Genomic DNA, 22,456 nt, shown 5'->3' on the forward strand with positions numbered 1-22,456 from the left:
CGGCGGGGGAGATCCGTCTGCTGCACGACCGGGCCGTGGCACAGCGCGAACCAGTCTCCGCCGGGTCGAGTCAGTCAGGAAGGACAGTGCATGGCAACCGCCGAGGTGACGGAGCCGCCAGCCGGTTTTGCGATAGTCGGCTACGCGGCGCGCTTCCCGGGTGCCGGCGACGCGGATGAGTTCTGGGAGCTGTTGCGGCAGGGCCGCGACGCCGTCTCAGAGGTGCCCCGGGAGCGGTGGGACGCCGACGAATTCTTCGACCCCGATCCCGACGCACCCGGCAAGGTGGTGACCCGCCGGGCGGGGTTCATCGACGACGTAACCGGTTTCGACGCTCCGTTCTTCGGGTTGTCGGCACGTGAGGTCAGGTTGATGGACCCGCAGCACCGGTTGCTGCTGGAGACGGCGTGGCGGGCGGTCGAGCATTCGGGTATCGCACCGACCGCCCTGGCCAACACCAACACCGGTGTGTTCGTCGGCCTCTCCACCCACGACTACCTCGGCATGGCCTCCGACGAACTGGACTATCCCGAGATCGAGGCCTACATGGCGATCGGGACCGCCGCCGCCGCGGCCGCGGGCCGGATCAGTTACCGGCTGGGCTTGCAGGGTCCGGCGGTCACCGTGGACACCGCGTGCAGTTCATCGCTGGTGGCGATCCACCAGGCCTGCCAGGCGCTGCGATTGGGTGAGTGCGACCTCGCACTGGCCGGCGGCGCCAATGTGCTGCTCAGCCCGGCGACGATGATCACCTTCTCGCAGGCGCACATGCTGGCCCCGGATGGCCGGTGCAAGACGTTCGACGCCGCCGCCGACGGTTACGTGCGCGGTGAAGGGTGCGGCGTCATCGTCGTGAAGCGGCTGGCCGACGCGATCCGCGACGGGGACCGGATCCGCGCCGTCATCCGCGGCAGCGCGATCAACCAGGACGGCGCCTCGGGTGGCCTGACGGTGCCCAACGGCGTCGCTCAGCAACGGGTCATCGCCGAGGCGCTGCGGCGCGCCGGCGTGGCGCCGGCCGACGTCGGCTACCTCGAGGCCCACGGGACCGGAACCTCGCTGGGCGATCCCATCGAAGTCCAGGCCGCCGGTGCCGTGTTCGGGGAGGGACGCGACGGTACCCCGCCGCTCCTGATCGGTTCGGCGAAGACCAATATCGGGCATCTCGAGGCCGCCGCCGGCATCGCCGGCGTCATGAAGGTCGTGCTGTCGCTCGAGAACGAGTTGCTGCCGCCACACCTGAACTTCCGGGACCCGTCGCCCCACATCCCGTGGGACCGGCTGGCGGTGCAGGTCGTCAAGGAGGCCACTTCCTGGGAACGCAACGGCCGCCCGCGGCTGGCCGGCGTCAGTTCGTTCGGATTCTCCGGCACGAACGCGCACGTCATCCTCGAGGAAGCGCCGGCGCAGCCCGAAAAGGCAGATGCGGCACCGGATTCGGCCGGCCCGCGGTTCAGCGTGCTGCCGCTGTCGGCCCGCACCCCGGCGGCGCTCATCCAGCTCGCCGAGCAGTACCGCGACTGGTTGGGTGAGCATCCCGAGGCCGCCCTGGCCGACGTGAGCTTTTCGGCAGGCGTCGGGCGCGCGCACTTCGAGCACCGCGCTGCCCTGGTGGCGAACTCGACGGACTCGGCGCGTGAGATGCTCGCCGCGCTCGCCGACGACCGCCCGGCGCCCGGACTGGTGCGTGGCGAATGCGCCGACCCGCCCAAGACTGCGTGGTTGTTCCCTGGGCAGGGCAGCCAGTTCCCGGGCATGGCCCGCGAATTATTCGACAATGAGCCGGTTTTCGCGGAGACGGTGAACCGGTGCGCGGCGGTGGTCGCAGACGTGCTCGAAAGGCCGTTGCTGGAAGTCATTTTCGAGACCGACAGTCCGGACGGCCAAGACATGTTGCGCCAGACGGCGTACGCGCAGCCGGCGCTGTTCGCGGTGGAAATGGGTCTGGCGCGGCTCTGGCAGTCGTGGGGTTTCGAACCCGACGTGGTGCTGGGCCACAGTGTCGGCCAGTATTCCGCGGCGTGCGTGGCCGGCGTGTTCAGCCTCGAGGACGGGGCGTTGTTGCTCGCCGAGCGTGGCCGATTGTTCGGCGATCTGCCGGCCGGCGGCCGGATGGCGGCCGTGTTCACCGACAGCGAGCGGGTGGAGGGTCTCACCGAGGAGTTCCCGCGTCTGTCGGTGGCCGCCTACAACGGCGCCAACACCGTGTTGTCCGGACCCGGCGAGGATCTGGATCGCGCGGTGGCCGGGCTCAAGGCCGACGGCGTCCGGTGCGAATGGCTGGACACCAGCCACGCATTCCACTCCGCGCTGCTGGACCCGGCGCTCGACGAATTCGAGGCTTTCGCCGGCAGATTCGAATACCTTCCGCCGCAACGCATTCTGGTCTGCAACCGGACTGGTGCGGCGCTGGGCCGGCAGGTCAAACTCGACGGCCAGTACTGGCGTCGGCATGCCCGCCAGCCGATCGAGTTCGCCAAGAGCGTCGCCACCCTGGCCGACCTCGGCTGCAAGCTGCTGCTGGAGGTCGGTCCGCAGCCGGTGCTGACCGCGTCAGCCCTGCGAGCCTGGCCGGACCCGTCGACCGCGCCGCGGGCGATCGCGTCGATGCGCCGCAACGGCGCCGACCTGCGCCAGATCACCGAAGCCGTTGCCGACGCCTACGTCGCCGGCCACCTGCCCCGCTTCGGCGCTCTACAGCCGGGACGGCCGCGCCAGCTCGACCTGCCAACTTATCCGTTCCAGCGGCGTCACTACTGGTTCCGGGACAAGCGGGCGCAGCCGAGCGGAAAATCCGACCGGTCAACAGCCCTGCGCACCGAAGCCGTCCGGTTGCTCGAGGACGGCCGGATCGACGAACTTGCCGCGTTGCTCGACGGGACGGGCGGCAACCAGCAGACCGTCGACGTGCTGAGCAGGCTGGCGGCGCAACACAACCAGCAGCGCGAGACGCAGTCCATCGCCGGTGACCGTTACGAGATCCGTTGGGAGAAAGCGGTTGTCGCATCATCCGGTGCGGATGCGTCCTGGTTGCTGATCGCCGACGACGGCGATGCGGTGGCGCCGTTTGTCGAGGTGCTGACGGCACGCGGGCATCGGCACCGCGTTCACGGACTGCCGGCCTCCGAGGCCGACGAGCAACGACTCGAAGCCGTGTTGCGCGAAGCGGCCGCCGACGAACCGTCGCTACGCATCGTGGTGCTCTCGGCTGTCGAATCCGACACCACGCCCTCGATGCGGTCGCTGTTGCGGATGCAGCACCGGGTTCTGGGTGGCGCGCGGCGGCTCTTCCGCGCCGCCGCGGCCGCCGAGATCCGCAACCCGATCTGGCTGGTGACCTCCGGCGCACAACGGGTTACCGCTACCGACGCGGTATCGCCGGTGCAGAGCTGCCTGTGGGGATTCGGCCGGTCCGCCTCGCTGGAACATCCCCAGCTGTGGGGTGGGCTGGCGGATCTGTCCTCGGGCAGTGCCGACGAGTGGTCGCGGTTGATCGACGCCGCCACGGCCGGCGCTTCGGGCGCGACGGAAGACCAAGTGGCGCTTCGGGATCAGGCGGTCTACGTGCCGCGCCTGGTGCGCCGCGCCGGCGCGCCGGTCGCGACGCCATTGTCGCTGCGTGGCGATGCGACCTATCTGGTGACCGGTGGCCTGGGTGCGGTCGGGCTGGAGATCGCCGGCTATCTGGCCGCGCACGGCGCCGGACATCTGGTGCTGACCGGCCGGCGCGCGCCGAACAGCGACACACAGCAGCGCATCGAAGCCCTGCGGCAGCAGACCGGCGCCGAAATCCGGACCGTCGCGGCCGACGTCGCCAACCCGCACGACGTCGACCGGCTGATCGCCACGGTGGCGGCCGAGTTGCCACCGCTGGCCGGCATCGTGCACGCCGCCGGGGAGATCGGCAGCACCCCGCTGCGCAGCCTGGACGACGCGGAAGTGGACCGTGTCTTCGCCGGAAAGGTCTGGGGCGCTTGGAATCTGAGTGAAGCCACCGCAGACGTGCCGCTGGACTTCTTCCTCAGTACCTCCTCGATCGCCTCGGTGTGGGGCAGCTTCGGTCAGACGGCCTACAGCGCGGCCAACGCCTTCCTCGACGGGCTGTCCAGCCGGAAGCGCGAGGAGAACTATCTCAGCGTCAACTTCGGTCCGTGGATGTCCGGGTCGGCGGGCATGGCCGACGAGGAGGCCCGCGCGCAGCTGAAGAAGCGCGGCGTGGTGACCATGGCGCCGGGCGACGCGCTGGCCGGGATGGCCGAGCTCATCGTCACCCATTCGGTTCAGGGCGTGGTGGCCCGCATCGACTGGGAGCGCTTCCTGCCGATCTACCAGCAGACCGGAAGACGCGCGTTTCTGGGTGAACTCGAACGTGAGATACCCGAGTCGGCGACGGCACCGACCGCGTCCGGGACCACGAAATTGGTCGAGCGGCTCACGGTCGCTCCGGTGCAACAGCGCAAGAAGCTGGTCGTGGACTATCTGCGCGAGGTCGTCGCGGAGGTCACGCGGGTCGATGCGGCCGAGATCCGCGACGAGGCCGGCTTCTTCGACCTCGGCATGGATTCCCTGATGGCCGTTGAGTTGCGGCGCCGGGTCGAACACGGAGTCGGCAAAGCGCTGCCCGCGACCCTGGCGATGGACTACCCGCGGCTGGTCGACGTGGCGGACTATCTGCTCACCGACGTGCTGCAACTGAACGCTCCGGCGACGGCGAAGACCGAGACCCCCGCGACCGTCGCGGTGACGAGCAGCCTCGTCGACGAGCCGATCGCGATCGTCGCGGTGGCCTGCCGCTTCCCCGGTGCCGCCGATCCCGAGGCGTACTGGGACCTGCTCGCCAACGGGGTCGACGCGATCCGCGAGATCCCGGACGACCGTTTCGACGTCGACGAGTACTACGACCCGGATCCCGAGACACCCGGCAAGATCTACAGCCGGTGTGGGGGATACCTCGAGGCGATCGACGGTTTCGATCCGGAGTTCTTCGGCATCTCGCCGCGCGAAGCCGTGTGGATGGATCCGCAGCAGCGGTTGATGCTCGAAATCGCCTGGGAAGGCCTGGAACGGGCCGGGTATTCGCCGGCGTCGTTGCGCGGCAGCCGAAGTGGGATCTTCGTCGGGGTGGCGGCCAACGAGTACTCGCACCTGTTGACGGCCGAGTCGGTCAACAGCATCGAAGCCCACTTCATCACCGGGAACGCGCTCAACGCCATCGCGGGCCGGGTCGCTTTCGCGCTCGGGCTGGAGGGGCCGGCCGTGGCGGTGGACACCGCCTGCAGTTCGTCGCTGGTGGCCGTGCACGAGGCCTGCGGGGCCCTGCGTTCCGGCGACTGCGATCTGGTGCTGGCCGGCGGGGTGAACGTGTTGCTGAGTCCGGCATCCCTGATCGCGGCGTCCCGCGCCAGAATGCTGTCCCCGGACGGCCGGTGCAAGACGTTCGACGCCGCCGCCGACGGCTACGTGCGCAGCGAGGGCTGCGGCATTCTGGTGCTCAAGAGGCTCAGCGACGCGGTGCGCGACGGCGACCGGGTCCAAGCGGTCATCCGGGGCAGCGCGGTCAACCAGGACGGCGCGTCGAGCGGCCTGACGGTGCCCAATGGCGGTGCTCAGCAACGACTTATCGCCGCGGCCCTGGCCCGTGCGCACGTTGCCGGCAACGATGTCGACTACCTCGAGGCGCACGGTACCGGCACCTCGCTGGGTGACCCGATCGAAGTGCAGGCCGCCGCGGCGGCCTACGGCGCCGGTCGCGACCCGAACCACCCGTTGCTGATGGGGTCGGTGAAGACCAACATCGGCCACCTGGAGTCGGCCGCCGGTGTCGCGGGCCTGATCAAGATCGTGCTGTCGCTCCAGCACGAAATCCTGCCGCAGAACCTGCATTTCGAGAACCCCTCGCCGCACATCCCATGGGATTCCCTACCGGTGCGCGTCGTCGACGAAGCCACCCCGTGGCACGCGAACGGCCGCCCGCGCCGTGCGGGTGTCAGTTCTTTCGGGTTCACCGGCACCAACGCGCACGTCCTGATCGAAGAGGCGCCGGCACCGGAGCCGATCGCGGCAGCCGACGTTCCGGACGGGCCCGTGCATGTGCTGCCGCTGTCGGCCCGGTCCGAGCAGGCGCTGGTGTCGTTGGCGGAGCGGTACGCGTCCTGGCTGGAGGATCGTCCGGACGCGGACATCGGTGACGTCTGCTACACCGCGGGCGTCGGGCGTTCGCATTTCGAACACCGGGGTGCCCTCGTCCTGGATTCCGGCGCCACCCCGGTCGCGGGGGCCCGCGACATGCTGGCCGACCTGGCCGCAAACCGGTTGCGCCCCGGCGTATTACGAGGCACGTGCGGCGACCCGCCGACGACGGCGTGGTTGTTCACCGGGCAGGGCAGCCAGTATCCCGGCATGGCGCGCGAGCTCTTCGAAACCGAGCCGGTGTTCGCCGAGACCGTTCAACGGTGCGCGGACGCGATCGACGGGATGCTGCCGCGCCCGTTGCTCGAGGTGCTGTTCGCGGCCGACCGGGAAATCGGGGAAACGCTGCGGCACACCTCTTTTGCCCAGCCCGCCCTGTTCGCGATCGAGATGGGTCTGGCCCGGCTGTGGCAGTCGTGGGGCATCGAGCCCGACGTGGTGCTCGGCCACAGCGTGGGCCAGTACGCGGCGGCGTGTGTGGCCGGAGTGCTCAGCCTCGAGGACGGGGCCCGGCTGATGGCCGAACGCGGCCGGTTGTTCGGCAGCCTTCCCGACGGCGGGCGGATGGTGGCGATCTTCGCCGACCCGCGCCACGTGGAGGACGTCGCCAACCAGTGCCCGGCGGTGTCGGTCGCCGCATACAACGGCCCCAACACGGTACTGTCGGGCCCCGGTCCGGATCTTGAACGGATCGTCGACACGTTCAACGAAGAGGGCATCCGCTGCACCTGGCTGGACACCAGCCACGCCTTCCATTCGGCGCTGCTGGACCCGGTGCTCGACGAATTCGAGGCGTACGCGGCACGGCTGGAGTTCAACGTCCCCACGCTGCCACTCGTCTGCAACCGCACCGGTACCGTCCTGACCGCGGAAACCGAACTGAACGGCCAGTATTGGCGCCGGCACTCCCGCCAGCCCGTGCAGTTCGCCGACAGCGTGCGCACCGTCGCGGCGCTGGGGTGCACGGTGCTGATGGAGATCGGCCCGCAGCCGATTCTCACGGCTGCGGCGGTGCAGGTCTGGCCGGAACATTCGGCTCCGCCGCGAGCGATCGTCTCATTGCGCAAGGGCGCCGACGCCCGCCGGCAGATCTCCGAAGCCCTGGCCGCGACGTATGTCGCCGGGCATCGGCCGGACTTCGCCGCGCGCTACCGGCGGCCGGGTCACCGGCTGGAGCTGCCGACGTATCCCTTCCAGCGCCGGCACTTCTGGCCCAAGAGTTCCGGGGTCACTCCCGGCGACGGTGCGGTGGTCGCTGGAATCCTCGGTAGCGCAAAGGATCTCGCCTCCGGCGACGCCGTCTACACCAGCCGGCTCTCGGTCAAGACGCAACCCTGGTTGTCCCATCACGTCATCTACGGCACCGTGGTGGTTCCGGGTGCGACGTACGCGGCGATGGCCCTGGCCGCGGTCGGCGCGCCGGCGCACGTGCGGGACGTCTTCTTCTACGAGCCGATCATCCTGCCGGACAAGAGTTCCCGTGAGGTGCAGCTCACCCTGCATCCGCTCGAGGACGGTGGCGGCTGGACGTTCCGCGTGCACAGCCGTCCCTACGGCGTTCGCGAAGCGGAGTGGTCGCTGAACGCGGACGGCACCGTCGTGAGCGGTGTCCTGGATGAGCCGGCCGAGCCTGCAGCCGGAACCGCGGATTCCATCGAAGCCGCCACCGAGCGGTTGAGCCGCACCCAGACCCAGCAGCTGTTCGACACCTTCGCGGACATGGAGTTGGCCTGGGGCCCAACCTGGTCCACGTCGCTGAAAGCGCTGTGGGTCGGCGACGGTGAGGCGATCGGTGATGTCGCCATCGGCGAGGAACTCGCCGAGCAACTCGGCAGCGAGCCGATCCACCCGGTGCTGCTGGACCTGTGCACCGGAGTCGCTTTCCCCGCGTTCCCGGCGCTGCTGGCAGCCGAGCACGGTGTCGCGGACCTGTTCCTGCCGCTGCGGTACGGGCGGGTGATGCTGGCTGAGCGGATGCCGCGACGGTTCTATTGCCGCGCACGTTGGCAGGCGGGCGGTCTGGACAGCGAGACGCAGGTCTTCGATCTCGACTTCGTTGACCGGGATGGACGCCTGCTGGGCGGAATTCGCGAATTCACCGTCAAGCGTGCGCCCCGGGAGGCGTTGCTGCGTGGGCTCGGTGGCGACGCCACCCGGCTGCTGTACACCCTCGGCTGGAACGAGGTGCCCCCGCCGGCAGCGGATGACACCGCCGAAACCGCGGACGACACCTGGCTGATCGCCGGGTTCGACGAGCTCGCGGACGTCGTCCCGGGCAGCCTTCGCACCAACGACATCGTCGACCCGGAGCGCTGGGTGCAGCTGTTCGCCCAGGCGAAGGACGGCGGAGCGCCGATCTCCGGCATCGTCTGGCGCAGCGGCCGTCGACCGGGCACGGATGAGTCGAGCACCGAATTCGCCGGACGGCTGGAGGGCGAGCTCGACCAGCTGCTGACGCTGGTGCGCACGGCGCTCGGGCAGCAGGACCTGAAGCTGCCCGGCGGACTGTGGGTCGTCACCGAGCGGGCCGTGGCCACCGAACCCGGCGAGCCGGTCGACCCGGTACAGGCCGCGCTGTGGGGTCTCGGGCGCACCGTCATCGCCGAGCAGCCCCAGTTGCGCTGCCGGCTGGTCGACCACGACGGGTCGCAGGACGCCGTGCAGTGGCTGGCCAGACTGCTCGCCGCGCCGGCCGCACCCGTCACCGAACCCGAACTCGCACTGCGGCAAGGGAAGTTCCTGGTGTCGCGGCTGCTGCCGTGGGCGCGGGGCGGGCATCTCGCGGTGCCGCGGGCGAGCGACTATGTGCTGGCGCCGACCGAACGCGGCGCCATCGACAACCTCCGTCTGGTGGAGACCGAAGTGACTGCCCCGGCTGCGGGCCAGGCGCAGATCCAGGTCGAGGCAGCGGGTCTGAACTTCCGTGACGTGCTCAACGTGTTGGGCCTCTACCCGGGTGACCCCGGACCCATCGGCGGGGACTTCTCCGGGATCGTCACCGAATTGGGCGACGGCGTCACCGGCCTCGAGGTCGGCCAACGCGTCTTCGGCTTCATGCAGGGCGCGTTCGCCAGCCGGGTGAACGTGCCGGCGCAGTTGCTGGCGCCGGTGCCCAAGGGCCTGGGTGCGATAGCCGCGGCGAGCATACCGGCGGCTGCGCTCACCGCGCGCCTGGCCTTCGACTGGGCCAAGCTGCGGCCCGGGGACCGGGTGCTGGTCCACGCCGCCAGCGGCGGCGTCGGCCTGGCGGCGGTCCAGCTGGCACGCCAGTGCGGAGCGACGGTGTTCGCCACCGCCAGCGCCTACAAACGTGCCGTGCTGCGCGAGCTGGGTGTGGAGTACGTATACGACTCGCGCACAACGGATTTCGCGGACCAGATCCTGGCCGACACGGACGGCGCCGGCGTCGACGTCGTGCTCAACAGCCTGACCAACGAGGGCTTCCTCGAGGCGACCGTGCGGGCGACCGCCCGCAATGGCCGGTTCGCCGAGATCGCCAAGCGGGACATCTGGACGCCCGAGCAGATGGCGGCGGTGCGGCCCGACATCGACTACGAGATCGTGGCGCTGGACGGGACCATCATGTCCGACCCCGACCACATTCACCGACTGCTGTGCGAGGTGTCGGACGGCTTGGGCAACGGCGAGTGGGAACCGCTGCACGCCGAGATCTATCCGCTGACCGAGGCGAAGACGGCGTTCCGCCGCATGCAGCAGGCTCGCCATATCGGCAAGATCGTGTTGCAGATGCCGAATCCGCTTGCACCGCGCGGTGATCGGACCTATCTGATCACCGGCGGCCTCGGTGCCCTGGGTCTGCACACGGCGGCGTACCTGGCTCAGCTGGGGGCCGGCGACATCGTGCTGACCAGCCGGCATCTGCCCGACGCGGAGGCCCAGCAGGCGATCGACGCCATCATCGAGCGGTACCGGTGCCGGATCCACGTCTTCGGGGCAGACGTCGGCGACGAGTCTCAGGTCGCGGAGTTGCTGAATCGCATCCGCGCCGAGTTGCCGCCGCTTGCCGGGGTCGCACACCTGGCGGGTCTGCTCGACGACGCGCTGCTACCTCAGCAGAGCCTGGAGCGTTTCCGGACGACGTTGGCGCCCAAGGCTTTTGCGGCGTGGCATCTGCACCGGTTGACCAAGAACGACGACCTGGAATTCTTCATCATGTATTCCTCGATCTCCGGCGTCCTCGGTTCTCCGGGTCAGGCCAACTATGCCGCGGCCAACGCGCTGCTGGACGGGCTGGTGGCCGAACGCAATGCCCAGGGCTTGACCGCTACCAGCGTCAACTGGGGTCCGTGGGCGAAGGGCGGCATGGCCGCCTCACACGCCGCACGCGTCAATCTCGGTGCGCAAGGCCTGATTCCGCTGGATCCCACGGCCGCCCTGAGCGCGCTCGGCGAGCTTTTCGCCGAGGGGACCGGACAGGCAACCGTCATCAAGGCCAACTGGCAGCGCACGGCGAAGGTGCTCGGCGGTTCGCGTCCGGCGATACTGGACTACGTGCTGCCCAGTGCCGTCGCGGCCACGCAGGGCGACAGTGAGCTGCTGCGCCAGTTGCACGAGATTCCGGAGGGGCAACGCGCCGACTTCCTGACCGAATATCTGCAGCAGGAGGTGCAGAGCTTCCTGAGGCTGGCCCAGCCGCCCGCGGCCACCAGCCGGTTCCTGGATCTGGGCACCGACTCGCTGATGGCGGTCGAACTCCGCAACCGGTTACTCGGGCAGTTCGGCGGCCAACTGACGATCAGCGCCACCGCGGTGTTCGACTATCCGACCATCAGGTCGCTCGCCGAGTACCTGGCTTCCCAGCTGCCGGAGTTGATGGCCGAATCGGCCCCGGCTCCGGCCGGCGAGCCCGCCGGGGAGCCGGCGGCAGAGTCCGCCGAGCAGCCTGCGGCAGAGCCCGCCGAGGAGTCCGCCGACGCTTAGTTGCTGATGTCGAAGCCGGCGATGACCTTCGTCGGACGCACCCGCACCACCAGTTCGCCGGGGACCGCGTTGCGGCGGCCGTACTCCTCGGCCCGCTCGGCGCCCATGTACCGGGCACCGGTGCGGGTGGCGATTTTCAGCAACTCCTGCGGGTCGTCGTTCACCGTCGCCACCCCCTGCACCTGCACGAACGAGTAGGGCGGGTGCGGGTCGTCGACGCAGATGACGGTTCGCGAATCCCGGCGCAGCGCGCGACCTTTCGGTGTTTGTTCGTGGGTGGTGAAGACCAGCTCGTCGCCGTCGACCACGAACCAGACCGGCGCCACCAGGGGCCGGCCGTCCGATGCTGCGAACCCGAGCATCCCGGTGCGGGTGCCCGCAGACAGGAACTCCACGACTCGGTCCGTCAGTTCGGACATGGCGTCGGATCCTGTCTCAGATCTTTGCTAAGTCGTATTCGCCGAGGTGGTCGATGAGGACACGCAACTGATCCGCCGTAGAACCCAGCGTCTGATCGATCGCGGTGAGCCTGGCCGTGTAATGGCCCACCGGGTACTCGGCGGTCATGCCGATGCCGCCGTGCAGTTGGATCGCCTCCTGGCCGATGTGCCGGCCCGAACGGCCGATCTGCAGCTTGGCGCGCGCGGCGATGACCGGGTCGTAGTTGCCGTCGGCGATCGATATGGCGGCGTACAGATTCATGCTGCGCGCCAGCTCCAGTGACACGTACATATCGGCAGCCCGCTGCGTCAGCGTCTGGAACTTGTTGAGGGTGACCCCGAACTGCTTGCGGGTCTTGAGGTAGTCGGTGGTCAGCCGGAGCGCTTCCTCCATGGCGCCCATCGCCTCGGCGCACAGCGCCGACTGGATCCGGATGATGGCGTTGGCGATGGCCTGACCGGCATCGGCGCCGTCACCCAGCGGTTCGGCGGCGGCCTCGTCCAGATCGATCTGAGCGCCGCGCTGGCCGTCGAAGGTGCGGAACGGCGAGCGGGTCACGGTGGTGTTGTCCTGCGAGGCGTCAACCAGGAACAGCCCGGTGCCGCCGTCCGGCAGCGCCGCACTGACCACCAGCGTCTCGGCGCAGTCGCCGGCCAGTACGGGGTTCTTGCGTCCGCTGATAGTCCACGAATCTCCTTGCTGCACAGCGCGAGTGGCCGATTTCGCCGACCCGCCGCGCTGACCCGGCTCCAGGTGGGCGAAGGCCAGCAGCCGCTGGCCCGCGGCGACCTCGTCGAGCAGTTCTTTCTGCGCGGCGTTGCCGAGTTCGGCGATCAGCGAGCCGGGCGCCAGCGCGGCGTGCACGATGGGCTCGGGCGCCAGCCGGCGTCCGACCTCGATGAGCACCGCCATGATCTCGAGCTGCCCGGCCTCTTCGGGCTCGAACCCGAGGCCGAGGATCCCGATCTCCGCGAGCTGGTTCCACACCTCGCGACTCCAGCCCAGCTCGGTGTCGATCGCCTTGTTGCGGCTCTCGGCGTCGTAGTTTCGCGACAGCAGTTCCCTTGTGGTGTCGCGCAGCAGTGCCTGCTCTTCGCTCAACTGAAAGTCCATGACAGCCTCACAATCCGAGAATGGTCGAGGAGATGATGTTGCGCTGCACCTCGTTGCTACCGCCGTAGATCGAGGTCTTGCGATAGTTGAGGTAGGTCGGGGCGCTGGCCTGCGCCCACTCCGGGGAGGCGATGCCCTGCCCGCCCACCGGCAGCGCGTCGGGACCGGCCACCTCGACCATCAGCTCGGTGGCGATCTGCTGCAGTTGGCTGCCGCGCAGCTTCAGCACGGAGGAGGCCGGGTTGGGTTTGCCGCCCACGGAACTCGAGACCACCCGGGCCTGGGTGAGTTCCAGTGCGAGCACCTCGTTCTCCGCCTCGGCCAGCCGTGCGGCGAACAGCGGGTCCTCGAGCAGGCCGTTCTCGGCGGCGTGCCGCTTCACCTCGGCCAGGCGCACTTTGGTGCGACCCACCTGAGCGATCCCGGTCCGCTCGTTGCCGAGCAGGAACTTCGCGTAGCTCCAGCCCTGATTCTCTTCTCCGACAAGCTGATTGGCTGGGACGCGGGCGTCGGAGAAGAACACCTCGTTGACCTCGACGCTGCCGTCGATCAACTTGATCGGCCGCAGCGTGATGCCGGGGGTGTCCATGGACATGAGTAGAAATGAGATGCCGGCCTGGCGTTTGGGCGCCTGAGGGTCGGTGCGTACCAGGCAGAAGATCCAGTCCGCGTACTGGCCGAGCGTCGTCCAGGTCTTCTGCCCGTTGACGACGTAGCTGTCGCCGTCGCGGACCGCGGTGGTGCGCAGCGAGGCGAGATCGGATCCGGCTTCGGGCTCGGAGAAGCCCTGACACCACCAGATATCCAGATTGGCCGTCGGCGGCAGGAACCGTTCCTTGACCTCCTGCGAGCCGAACTCGGCGATCACCGGGCCCACCATCTTGGTGTTGAAGTTCAACGGCTCCGGGACACTGGCCAACTGCATCTCGTCGGTCCAGATCTGAAACTGGGTGGGGGTCCAGTCTTTTCCGCCCCATTCGACGGGCCAGCTCGGTACGGCGATCCCGTGCTCGTGCAGTTGCTTGTGAGTGGCGACGATCTCGTCGCGCGTCAGATGCCCGCCGTCGCGGACCCGCTCCCGGATGTCGACCGGGATCTCGGTGGTGAAGAAGGTCCGCAGTTCGTCGCGGAACGCGGCTTCGTCGGGCGTGAGCGCCAGCTTCATCGGCAGCCTCCTGTGTGCGGGGTGGCCGCCGGCGCGGGGTTACGGCGGTCCTGTACTGCACGTTAGGCGCTAAGCGGCGGCATTCGCCAACCGGGTGGTCGGTTGGCGTTTCTAGCTGCGGACCGGTGTCGACATCACCCGGTTGGCCACCGCCTTGACCGAATCGGGCAGCAATCTGTTGCCGATGCCCAGGGCTTTGGTCATTCCACAGCCGCGGATTGATCCACAGCCTGCCCGGCCGGGGCGGCGACGCGCGCCGCCTGCGACGGTGGCCGGACATACCGTCACGGCATGCGAACCGAACTACCCGCCGAGCGACTGCAGCGACGGCTGGCCGGCGAACCCGATCCGCAACCCGGAGACGCCGAATCAGAATCGGATGACGAGGATCCGAACTCGTTGCTGCCGCGGTGGCTTCCCGACGCTGCCGCGCAGCGGAACTGGATGGAGCGCCTGCGCACCGATCCCGGCCGCGCCGGCGCCATCGCGCTGGCGGTTATCGCCGCGCTCGCGGTGCTGATCACCGTCTTCACCGTGGCCCGCGACCGGCCTGCGCCGGTGACCTCAGCCAAACTTCCTCCGGTGGAACGGGTTTCGTCGAGCGGGCCGAAGGCCTCGGCCAACCCGGGGCCGGACCGGCCGGTGGTGGTCAGCGTCGTCGGCCTGGTGCACAAACCGGGGCTGGTCACACTGGCGCCGGGTGCGCGGATCGCCGATGCGCTGCAGGCGGCCGGGGGAGCGGTCGACGGTGCCGACACCGTCGGCCTCAACATGGCCCGGCCGCTGGGCGACGGTGAACAGATCGTGGTCGGGCTGGCGCCGGCTCCGGGCAAGCCGCCGGTCCTGGGCAGCTCCGTCGGTGCCGGCGGGCCCGCCACGCAGTCGCCTTCGGGCGCCCCGAGCACGTCCGGGAAACCGAAGGCCGGCGCCAGGGAAGCGCTCGATCTGAACACCGCGACCGTCGAGCAACTGGACGGACTGCCCGGGGTGGGTCCCGTCACGGCCGCGGCGATCGTGGCGTACCGGCAGGCCCACGGGAGGTTCACCAGTGTCGATCAGCTGGGCGAGGTGGACGGCATCGGACAGGCGCGGTTGGACAAGCTGCGTTCGCTGGTCCGTGTCTGACCCCCGTGCGCCGGCCGCAGCCCGATCCGGTGGAGCGCCTGGATGTGCGACTGGTTCCGGCCGCGCTGACCGGATGGATCATGACAGCGGCCGGCACGGTATGGCCGGCCGGCGCCGCGCCGGCCGGCTGCTGCACGGTGGTAGCCATCGCCGCGGCGGCGCTGTGGCGACGGGCGCGGTGCCGATCGGCGCCGGCCGCGGTCTGGGCCGGGCTGGTGGCGGTCGGGGTGGTGGGCGCGGGGTACGGCATGGCGATCGCGCTGCGCGCGGACGCGGTCGCTCGCCACCCGATCGCCGCGGCGTTCGGCACGGTGGCGCCGGTGACCGTCGTCCCGAGCGAGACCCCGCGGCCCTTGCCGCGCGGCCGGTTGCTGTTCCGGGCCACCCTGCAACGATTCGGTGACGACGAAAGTTCAGGATGCACAACAGTTTTCGCCGACGCCGCGGAGTTCGGTGCGGCCGACGAGCTGACGGTGGGCCGGCCGGTGCGGTTCACCGCGCGCATCGCCCGGCCGAACCGTCGCGATCTGACGGTCGCGGTGCTGACCGCGACGGGCCGGCCCGAGTTCGGCCGCGCACCCGTGGTCTACCGGGCCGCGTCCACTGTCCGCGGCCGGTTCGCCGCCGCGGTGCGCCGGGTGTTGCCCGCCGACCAGGCCGCCATGTTGCCCGCGCTGGTGCTCGGTGACACCTCACGGGTGTCCACGGTCACCAGCGGAGAGTTCCGCGCGGCGGGCATGACCCATCTGACGGCCGTCTCGGGGGCCAACGTCACGATCGTGTGTGCCGCGGTGCTGTTGTCGGCGCGCCTGGTGGGGCCGCGGCCGGCTGTGCTGCTGGCCGGGCTGGCCCTGGTCGCCTTCGTGTTCATCGTGCAGCCGACGGCGAGCGTATTGCGGGCTGCCGTGATGGGCGCGATCGCGCTGGTGGCGATGCTGTCCTCACGTCGGCGCCAGGCTGTCCCGGCGCTGTCGGCGACCGTGCTGGTGTTGTTGGCGATAGCTCCGCAACTGGCCGTCGACCTGGGATTCGCGTTGTCGGTGGTCGCCACCGCAGCGCTGGTGGTGGTGGCCCCGGGCTGGTCGTGCCGGCTGGTCGGACGGGGCTGGCCGAAACCGCTGGCCGACGCGGTCGCGGTCGCCGGGGCAGCCCAGGTGGTGACCGCGCCCCTGGTCGCCGCCATCTCCGGGCGGTTCAGCGTGGTGGCCGTCCTGGCCAACCTGGTGGTGGCGCCGGTGGTCGCCCCCATCACCGTGCTGGGTACCGCGGCGGCAGCACTGGCGGTCGGCTGGCCGGCCGGTGCCCAACTGCTGATCCGTTTCACCGGCCCCGAGGTGTGGTGGGTGCTGCACGTCGCGCACTGGGCATCCGGCGTCCCGGCGGCCAGCGTGCCGGCGCCCGACGGCGTCGCGGGCCTGCTGGTGGTCGGCTGCGCGACCCTCCTGGTCGTCGTGCTGGCGCGCGGTCGTGGTGGTCGTGTCGTGCTGGCCTGGACAACCGTGGGGTGCGCGCTGGCCTGGTCGGTGTCGGAAGCCGTCGTACCCCCGTGACACCATCTTGGGGTGAGCGGGGATTCGTCGTTGCACCTGGTTCTGGGGGAAGAGGATCTGCTGATCGAGCGGGCCGTCGCGCAGATACTGCGGTCAGCCCGGAAGCGGGCCGGCGCCGGCGCGGAATCCGGGATCGCCGACGTCCCGGTCAACCGGATGCGGGCGGGCGATGTCAGCACCTACGAGCTGACCGAGCTGCTGAGTCCCTCGCTGTTCGCCGAGGAGCGGATCATCGTGCTGGAAGCCGCCGGCGAGGCGGGCAAGGATGCGGCAGCCCTGGTGGCCTCGGCCGCCGCGGACCTGCCGGCGGGCACGGTACTGGTGGTGGTGCACTCCGGCGGTGGGCGGGCCAAGGCACTGGCCGCCGACCTGCGGTCGTTAGGCGCCCAGGTGCATCAGTGCGCCCGAATCACCAAGGCCGGCGAACGCAGCGACTTCGTCCGCGGCGAGTTCCGCGCGCTGAAGGTCAGGGTCGATGACGAGACGGTGACGGCGCTGCTGGATGCCGTGGGCTCCGATATCCGGGAGCTTGCGTCCGCCTGTTCGCAACTGGTCGCCGACACCGGCGGGATGGTCGATGCTGCCGCGGTCCGGCGCTACCACAGCGGCAAGGCCGAGGTGAAGGGCTTCGACATCGCGGACAAAGCGGTGGTCGGAGACGTCGCCGGCGCCGCCGAGGCGCTGCGGTGGGCGATGCTGCGCGGCGAGCCGCTGGTGGTCCTGGCTGACGCCCTGGCGGAAGCGATCCACACCATCGGGGTGGTGATGCCGCTGTCCGGCGACCCATACCGGCTGGCCGGGCAACTCAAAATGCCGCCGTGGCGGGTGCAGAAGGCGCAGAAGCAGGCGCGGCGCTGGTCACGGGACCGGCTGGCGGTCGCGTCGCGGGTGGTCGCCACCCTGAATGCGAATGTGAAGGGGGCCGTCGTGGACGCCGACTACGCGCTGGAGTCCGCCGTGCGGCAAGTGGCGGAGCTGGCCTCGAATTGACCGCCCCGCACAGTTAGCGGGAGAAGCCTCAGCCGAGCTTGTTGAGCGAGCGCGCCAGCGCCGACTTCTTGTTGGCGGCCTGATTCTTGTGGATCACGCCCTTGCTCGCGGCCTTGTCCAGCTTGCGGCTGGTCGCCTGCAGCAGTTCGGCCGCCTTTTCCTTCTCGCCTGCGTGAGTGGCCTCGCGGAACGCGCGGATGGCCGTGCGGAGCGAAGACTTCACCGACTTGTTGCGCAGCCGCGCGCGCTCGTTAGTGCGGTTGCGCTTCTGCTGCGACTTGATGTTGGCCACGCGTCAGTTCCCTATCCCGTTTCGTTTTGGCTTTGCTCGGGGTATCTGCAACCCGATAGCGACTGCTCAGGTTATCAGTCGGTTACGTTTTCGCCCAAAAGCGGAACTCTCGGTCTGCCGGGATGGGGGAATTGAGGCAGCATGACACAGGTGAGTTTTCCGAACCAGATCGAGGCAACCCAGCGGCGGTCGCGCGTCCGTTCCGAGCGCATCTTCGAGGGCTACAACACCTCCGACGCCTATTCGGCAGCCTTCGACGAGATGTTCGACGCCCACGGCAACGTCCGCGGCCCGTACAAGGGCATCTACGCCGAGCTCGCGCCCACCGACGCCTCCGAACTCAAGGCCCGGGCCGACGCGCTGGGCCGGGCGTTCATCGATCAGGGCATCACGTTCTCCCTGTCCGGCCAGGAGCGGCCGTTCCCGCTGGACCTGGTGCCGCGGGTGATCTCGGCCGCCGAGTGGACCCGGCTCGAGCGCGGCATCAAGCAGCGGGTCAAAGCCCTCGAGATGTACCTCGACGACATCTACGGCGACCAGGACATCCTGCGCGACGGGGTGATCCCGCGCCGGCTGATCACCTCGTGCGAGCACTTCCACCGCGAGGCGGTGGGAATCGTCCCGCCCAACGGCGTGCGGATCCACGTCGCCGGGATCGACCTGATCCGCGACGACAAGGGCGACTTCCGCGTCCTCGAGGACAACCTGCGCTCGCCGTCGGGTGTGTCGTATGTCATGGAAAACCGGCGCACGATGGCGCGTGTCTTCCCCAATCTGTTCGCCACCCACCGGGTGCGCACCGTCGACGACTACTCCGCGCACCTGCTGCGGGCGCTGCGCAACTCGGCGGCCACCAACGAGGCCGATCCCACGGTGGTGGTGCTGACCCCCGGCGTCTACAACTCGGCCTACTTCGAGCACTCGCTGCTGGCTCGCCAGATGGGCGTCGAACTGGTCGAGGGTCGCGACCTGTTCTGTCGCGACAACCAGGTCTACATGCGCACCACCGAAGGGGAACGTCAGGTCGACGTCATCTACCGGCGCATCGACGACGCTTTCCTGGACCCGCTGCAGTTCCGGGCCGATTCGGTGCTCGGGGTGGCCGGGCTGGTCAATGCCGCTCGTGCCGGCAACGTCGTCATCTCCAGCTCGATCGGCAACGGCGTCGGTGACGACAAGCTCGTCTACACCTACGTGCCCACCATCATCGAGTACTACCTCGGTGAGAAACCGCTGCTGGCCAACGTCGACACCTACCGCTGTTGGCTCGACGACGAACGCGAAGAAGTGCTGGACCGGGTGCGCGAGCTGGTCATCAAGCCGGTGGAGGGTTCCGGCGGCTACGGCATCGTGTTCGGCCCGGAAGCCTCCGAGAAGGAGCTCGCCGCGATCAGCAAGAAGATCCGCGACGATCCGCGGGCCTGGATCGCCCAGCCCATGATGGAACTCTCCACCGTGCCGACCCGGATCGAAGGCAGCCTGGCGCCGCGCTACGTCGACCTGCGGCCGTTCGCCGTCAACGACGGCAACGAGGTGTGGGTGCTCCCCGGCGGGCTGACCCGCACCGCCCTGGTCGAAGGTTCCCGGGTGGTGAACTCCAGTCAGGGCGGCGGTTCCAAGGACACCTGGGTGCTCGCGCCGCGCACGTCGGTGGCCGCCCGCGAACTGGGCCGCGCCCAGGTAGTGCGGTCACTGCCCGGGCCGGTGCCCGAACAACACCCCGACGGCAACCGGCCGGCGCAGACACAACCCCAGCAGCAGCCGCACCAGCCCCTGGAAGGTTCGCCGAAGAAGGAACAACAACAACAGCAGCAACAGCAGAAGGTGGTCGGCTGATGCTCGCCCGCAACGCCGAGGCGCTGTACTGGATCGGCCGCTACGTGGAACGGGCCGACGACACCGCCCGCATTCTGGATGTCGCCGTGCACCAGCTGCTCGAGGACTCCAGCGTCGACCCCGATCAGGCCTCCCGGCTGCTGCTGAAGGTGCTCGGGATCGAGCCGCCCGATCACCGGCTCGACGTCTGGTCGTTGACCGACCTGGTGGCGTTCAGCCCCAACACCGAAGGCGGCTGCTCGATCGTCGACGCGATCTCGGCGGCGCGGGAGAATGCGCGATCGGCCCGCGAGGTCACCTCCAGCGAGACCTGGGAGTGCATCAACACCACCTACCACGCGTTGCCGGAGCGGGAGCGTGCCGCCAAACGTCTTGGGCCGCATGAGTTTCTGTCGTTCATCGAGGGCCGCGCGGCGATGTTCGCCGGACTCGCCGACTCCACTTTGTCGCGCGACGACGGTTACCGCTTCATGGTCCTCGGGCGCGCGATCGAGCGGGTCGACATGACGGTGCGGTTGTTGCTGTCCCGGGTGGGGGACAGCGCGTCGTCACCGGCCTGGGTGACACTGCTGCGCTCAGCCGGCGCGCACGACACTTATCTGCGGACCTACCGTGGCGCGCTGGATGCCGCCCGGGTGGTCGAGTTCATGTTGCTGGACCGGCTTTTTCCCCGTTCGGTGTTCTACTCGCTGAGGCTGGCCGAACACAATCTCGAAGAACTGCTGCACAATCCGCAGAGTCGCATCGGGGCCACCACCGAAGCCCAGCGGCTGCTGGGTCAGGCGCGCAGCGAGCTGGAATTCGTCCAGCCCGGCGTGCTCCTCGAAACGCTGGAGAACCGTCTGGCGGGCCTACAACGGACCTGCCGAGATGTCGGAGACGCGTTGGCCCTGCAGTACTTTCACGCCGCGCCGTGGGTGGCGTGGACGGATGCCCGGCAGCGTGACGAGTTGGCCGATGCGCTGGAAACTCAAGGAGAATCCTGATGTGGCGGATGCGGGTGGTGCACACCACCGGGTATGCGTACCGGTCGCCGGTGACGGCGTCCTACAACGAGGCTCGGCTCACGCCGCGCTCCAACACCAGGCAGAACGTGGTGCTCAACCGGGTGGAGACTATCCCGGCCACCCGGTCCTACCGCTACATCGACTACTGGGGGACCGCGGTCACCGCATTCGACCTGCATGCGCCGCACACCGAGTTGACGGTGACGTCCTCCTCGGTGGTGGAGACCGAGCGGCCGGAACCGCCGGCGGAGAAGACGAGTTGGGAGGAGCTGCAGTCGGCGGCGGTCATCGACCGCTACGACGAGGTGCTGCGTCCCACCGACTACACCCCGAACAGCAAACGTGTTGCCGCCGTGGGCAAACGGATCACCAAGAACCATGACCCGAGTGAGGCCGTCGTCGCCGCGGCCCGCTGGGCGCGCAGCGAGCTCGACTACCTGCCCGGCACCACCGGCGTGCATTCCTCCGGCTTGGACGCGTTGGAAAAGGGCAAGGGCGTGTGCCAGGATTTCGCGCACCTGACGCTGATCTTGTTGCGCAGCATGGGGATTCCAGGTCGCTACGTGTCCGGATATCTGCACCCCAAGCCCAACGCCGTAATCGGCAAGACGGTCGCGGGCCGCAGCCACGCCTGGATTCAGGCGTGGGTCGGCGGCTGGTTGAACTACGACCCCACCAACGACACCGAGATCTCCGAGCAGTACATCAGCGTAGGCGTCGGCCGCGACTACGCCGACGTGTCGCCGCTGAAAGGTATTTACTCCGGGCTGGGCGCGACCGACCTCGACGTGGAAGTCGAGATCACCAGGTTGGCCTAATGCCGCGTCAGGCCGACGGGCCCAGCAGGTCGTGGACGCCCTGCAGCGACGAGGCCGCCGCGGCTTCGGCGTTGCTGTAGGCGGCGCCGCCGGCGGTCAGTGCCTGGACGAACTTTTCGTGGAACGCCGACATCTGGGCGCTGATGTCCTGGTATCCCTGGGCGTGCGCGTTCCAGAACGAGGCGACGGCCGCGGAAACGCCGTCGGCGGCGGATGCGGGTATCGCTGCCGTCTGCTGAGCCGTAGCGGTGTTGGATTCGCCGATGGTCGACCCGATGCGGGCCAGGTCGCTCGCCGCAGCGGCTATCGCCTCCGGTCCTGCGACAAACCACGACATGCGGCAACCTCGAGTTCGGCAACGGTGGGTGACGACGGAAATCCGCCTTTTCGCCCCGCTAACTATTATTACGCGCTTTGAGCCGTTGCCGCTGCACGAATTTATATTCGCGTGTCTGATTAGCCGTGCAGTCCGGGGCTGCCGAAGGTACCAGGGGCACCACCCGCCCCACCTGCACCATTGGTGCCAGGTGGCACGCCTACCCCGCCGGGTCCGCCGTTGCCGCCGTTACCGATGAACTGCGCGTCGCCGCCGGCACCGCCGGGGCCGCCGCTTGGGCTGGTGGCAATGCCGACGCCGCCGGCGCCGCCGTTCCCGGCGTTGCCGATCAGCAGTGCACCGCTGCCACCCTGGCCGCCGAAGCCGCCGCCGGCGCCGCCGTTCCCGCCGTCGCCGGCGATCCCGAACAAGCCGACCAGGCCGCCGACTCCGCCACTGCCTCCAAAGGCGACCCCTGCGCCGCCGTCACCACCGTTACCGGCGAAGCCGAAGATCAATGCCGAGCGACCACCTTCACCGCCGTTATTGCCCAGAGCGGTGCCGTCACCGCCGTGGCCACCGTGGCCACCGTTACCAAACCCGTACCCGGCCCCACCGCCTGCGCCGCCGACCCCTCCGACATTGCCGCTTGCCCCGTTGCCACCGACGCCGC

12 protein-coding genes and 1 pseudogene are annotated in these 22,456 nt (G+C 69.3%); 7 read left to right on the top strand and 6 right to left on the bottom strand.

From position 1 onward, the window contains the following. Positions 1 to 90 precede the first annotated feature (90 nt). On the top strand, positions 91 to 11,130 hold the full coding sequence (locus AO501_RS25400; RefSeq protein ID WP_055580349.1) for a type I polyketide synthase: 11,040 nt from the start codon (positions 91 to 93) through the stop codon (positions 11,128 to 11,130). Here AO501_RS25400 and AO501_RS25405 read toward each other — a convergent pair. From AO501_RS25405 to AO501_RS25415, 3 genes are read right to left on the bottom strand one after another with little or no spacing between them, the layout of a single operon-like run. Beyond that, positions 11,127 to 11,549, bottom strand: coding sequence for a PPOX class F420-dependent oxidoreductase (locus AO501_RS25405; RefSeq protein ID WP_055580350.1), 423 nt, complete (start codon positions 11,547 to 11,549; stop codon positions 11,127 to 11,129). The genes AO501_RS25400 and AO501_RS25405 overlap by 4 nt on opposite strands. A gap of 16 nt (positions 11,550 to 11,565) precedes the next feature. Then, positions 11,566 to 12,684, bottom strand: a complete 1,119-nt coding sequence (locus AO501_RS25410; RefSeq protein ID WP_055580351.1) for an acyl-CoA dehydrogenase family protein — start codon at positions 12,682 to 12,684, stop codon at positions 11,566 to 11,568. A gap of 7 nt (positions 12,685 to 12,691) precedes the next feature. Further along, a complete protein-coding gene (locus tag AO501_RS25415; protein WP_055580352.1) occupies positions 12,692 to 13,849 on the bottom strand; it encodes an acyl-CoA dehydrogenase family protein in 1,158 nt (385 codons plus the stop codon). Positions 13,850 to 14,140: 291 nt separating this feature from the next. Between AO501_RS25415 and AO501_RS25420 the strand changes: the two genes are divergently transcribed. From AO501_RS25420 to holA, 3 genes are all read left to right on the top strand, one after another. Continuing rightward, entirely contained in the window at positions 14,141 to 14,974 is an 834-nt protein-coding gene (locus AO501_RS25420; protein WP_055580353.1) for a ComEA family DNA-binding protein, read from the top strand. 80 nt (positions 14,975 to 15,054) lie between these two features. Continuing rightward, positions 15,055 to 16,524 (top strand): ComEC/Rec2 family competence protein, encoded by a 1,470-nt coding sequence (locus tag AO501_RS25425; protein WP_082658837.1) that lies wholly within the window; start codon positions 15,055 to 15,057, stop codon positions 16,522 to 16,524. A gap of 30 nt (positions 16,525 to 16,554) precedes the next feature. Then, positions 16,555 to 17,514 (top strand): DNA polymerase III subunit delta, encoded by a 960-nt coding sequence (holA, locus tag AO501_RS25430; RefSeq protein ID WP_156452781.1) that lies wholly within the window; start codon positions 16,555 to 16,557, stop codon positions 17,512 to 17,514. Between the two features lie 28 nt (positions 17,515 to 17,542). Here holA and rpsT read toward each other — a convergent pair whose 3' ends face one another. Continuing rightward, positions 17,543 to 17,806, bottom strand: coding sequence for a 30S ribosomal protein S20 (gene rpsT, locus AO501_RS25435; protein ID WP_055580355.1), 264 nt, complete (start codon positions 17,804 to 17,806; stop codon positions 17,543 to 17,545). A 141-nt stretch (positions 17,807 to 17,947) separates the two neighbouring features. Between rpsT and AO501_RS25440 the strand changes: the two genes are divergently transcribed. From AO501_RS25440 to AO501_RS25450, 3 genes are read left to right on the top strand one after another with little or no spacing between them, the layout of a single operon-like run. Beyond that, positions 17,948 to 19,642: a circularly permuted type 2 ATP-grasp protein gene (locus AO501_RS25440; RefSeq protein WP_055580356.1), complete on the top strand. Its 1,695-nt coding sequence runs from the start codon at positions 17,948 to 17,950 to the stop codon at positions 19,640 to 19,642. Further along, entirely contained in the window at positions 19,642 to 20,628 is a 987-nt protein-coding gene (locus AO501_RS25445) for an alpha-E domain-containing protein (protein ID WP_055580357.1), read from the top strand. The genes AO501_RS25440 and AO501_RS25445 overlap by 1 nt, the downstream gene beginning before the upstream one ends. Next, the gene (locus tag AO501_RS25450; protein ID WP_055580358.1) at positions 20,628 to 21,467 is read left to right on the top strand and encodes a transglutaminase family protein; all 840 of its coding nucleotides are present in this window, start codon (positions 20,628 to 20,630) and stop codon (positions 21,465 to 21,467) included. The genes AO501_RS25445 and AO501_RS25450 overlap by 1 nt, the downstream gene beginning before the upstream one ends. A 7-nt stretch (positions 21,468 to 21,474) precedes the next feature. On the opposite strand, the gene AO501_RS25455 is transcribed toward AO501_RS25450, so the two are convergent. Both AO501_RS25455 and AO501_RS38440 read right to left on the bottom strand, forming a co-directional pair. Continuing rightward, positions 21,475 to 21,804: a PE family protein gene (locus AO501_RS25455; protein ID WP_055580359.1), complete on the bottom strand. Its 330-nt coding sequence runs from the start codon at positions 21,802 to 21,804 to the stop codon at positions 21,475 to 21,477. Between the two features lie 119 nt (positions 21,805 to 21,923). After that, positions 21,924 to 22,456: pseudogene (locus AO501_RS38440) on the bottom strand (PE family protein); the annotation flags it as partial.

Source organism: Mycobacterium gordonae (genome assembly GCF_001417955.2).
In the GTDB taxonomy this organism is placed as follows: domain Bacteria; phylum Actinomycetota; class Actinomycetes; order Mycobacteriales; family Mycobacteriaceae; genus Mycobacterium; species Mycobacterium gordonae_B.

What these genes read in the sequence shown, in the direction of transcription:
- AO501_RS25425 (WP_082658837.1), top strand. Translation starts at nt 15,055, where the DNA reads ATGACAGCGGCCGGCACGGTATGGCCGGCCGGCGCCGCGCCGGCCGGC.
- AO501_RS25445 (WP_055580357.1), top strand. Translation starts at nt 19,642, where the DNA reads ATGCTCGCCCGCAACGCCGAGGCGCTGTACTGGATCGGCCGCTACGTG.
- AO501_RS25400 (WP_055580349.1), top strand. Translation starts at nt 91, where the DNA reads ATGGCAACCGCCGAGGTGACGGAGCCGCCAGCCGGTTTTGCGATAGTC.
- AO501_RS25450 (WP_055580358.1), top strand. Translation starts at nt 20,628, where the DNA reads ATGTGGCGGATGCGGGTGGTGCACACCACCGGGTATGCGTACCGGTCG.
- AO501_RS25420 (WP_055580353.1), top strand. Translation starts at nt 14,141, where the DNA reads ATGCGAACCGAACTACCCGCCGAGCGACTGCAGCGACGGCTGGCCGGC.
- AO501_RS25440 (WP_055580356.1), top strand. Translation starts at nt 17,948, where the DNA reads ATGACACAGGTGAGTTTTCCGAACCAGATCGAGGCAACCCAGCGGCGG.
- AO501_RS25410 (WP_055580351.1), bottom strand. Translation starts at nt 12,684, where the DNA reads ATGGACTTTCAGTTGAGCGAAGAGCAGGCACTGCTGCGCGACACCACA.
- AO501_RS25455 (WP_055580359.1), bottom strand. Translation starts at nt 21,804, where the DNA reads ATGTCGTGGTTTGTCGCAGGACCGGAGGCGATAGCCGCTGCGGCGAGC.
- AO501_RS25405 (WP_055580350.1), bottom strand. Translation starts at nt 11,549, where the DNA reads ATGTCCGAACTGACGGACCGAGTCGTGGAGTTCCTGTCTGCGGGCACC.
- AO501_RS25415 (WP_055580352.1), bottom strand. Translation starts at nt 13,849, where the DNA reads ATGAAGCTGGCGCTCACGCCCGACGAAGCCGCGTTCCGCGACGAACTG.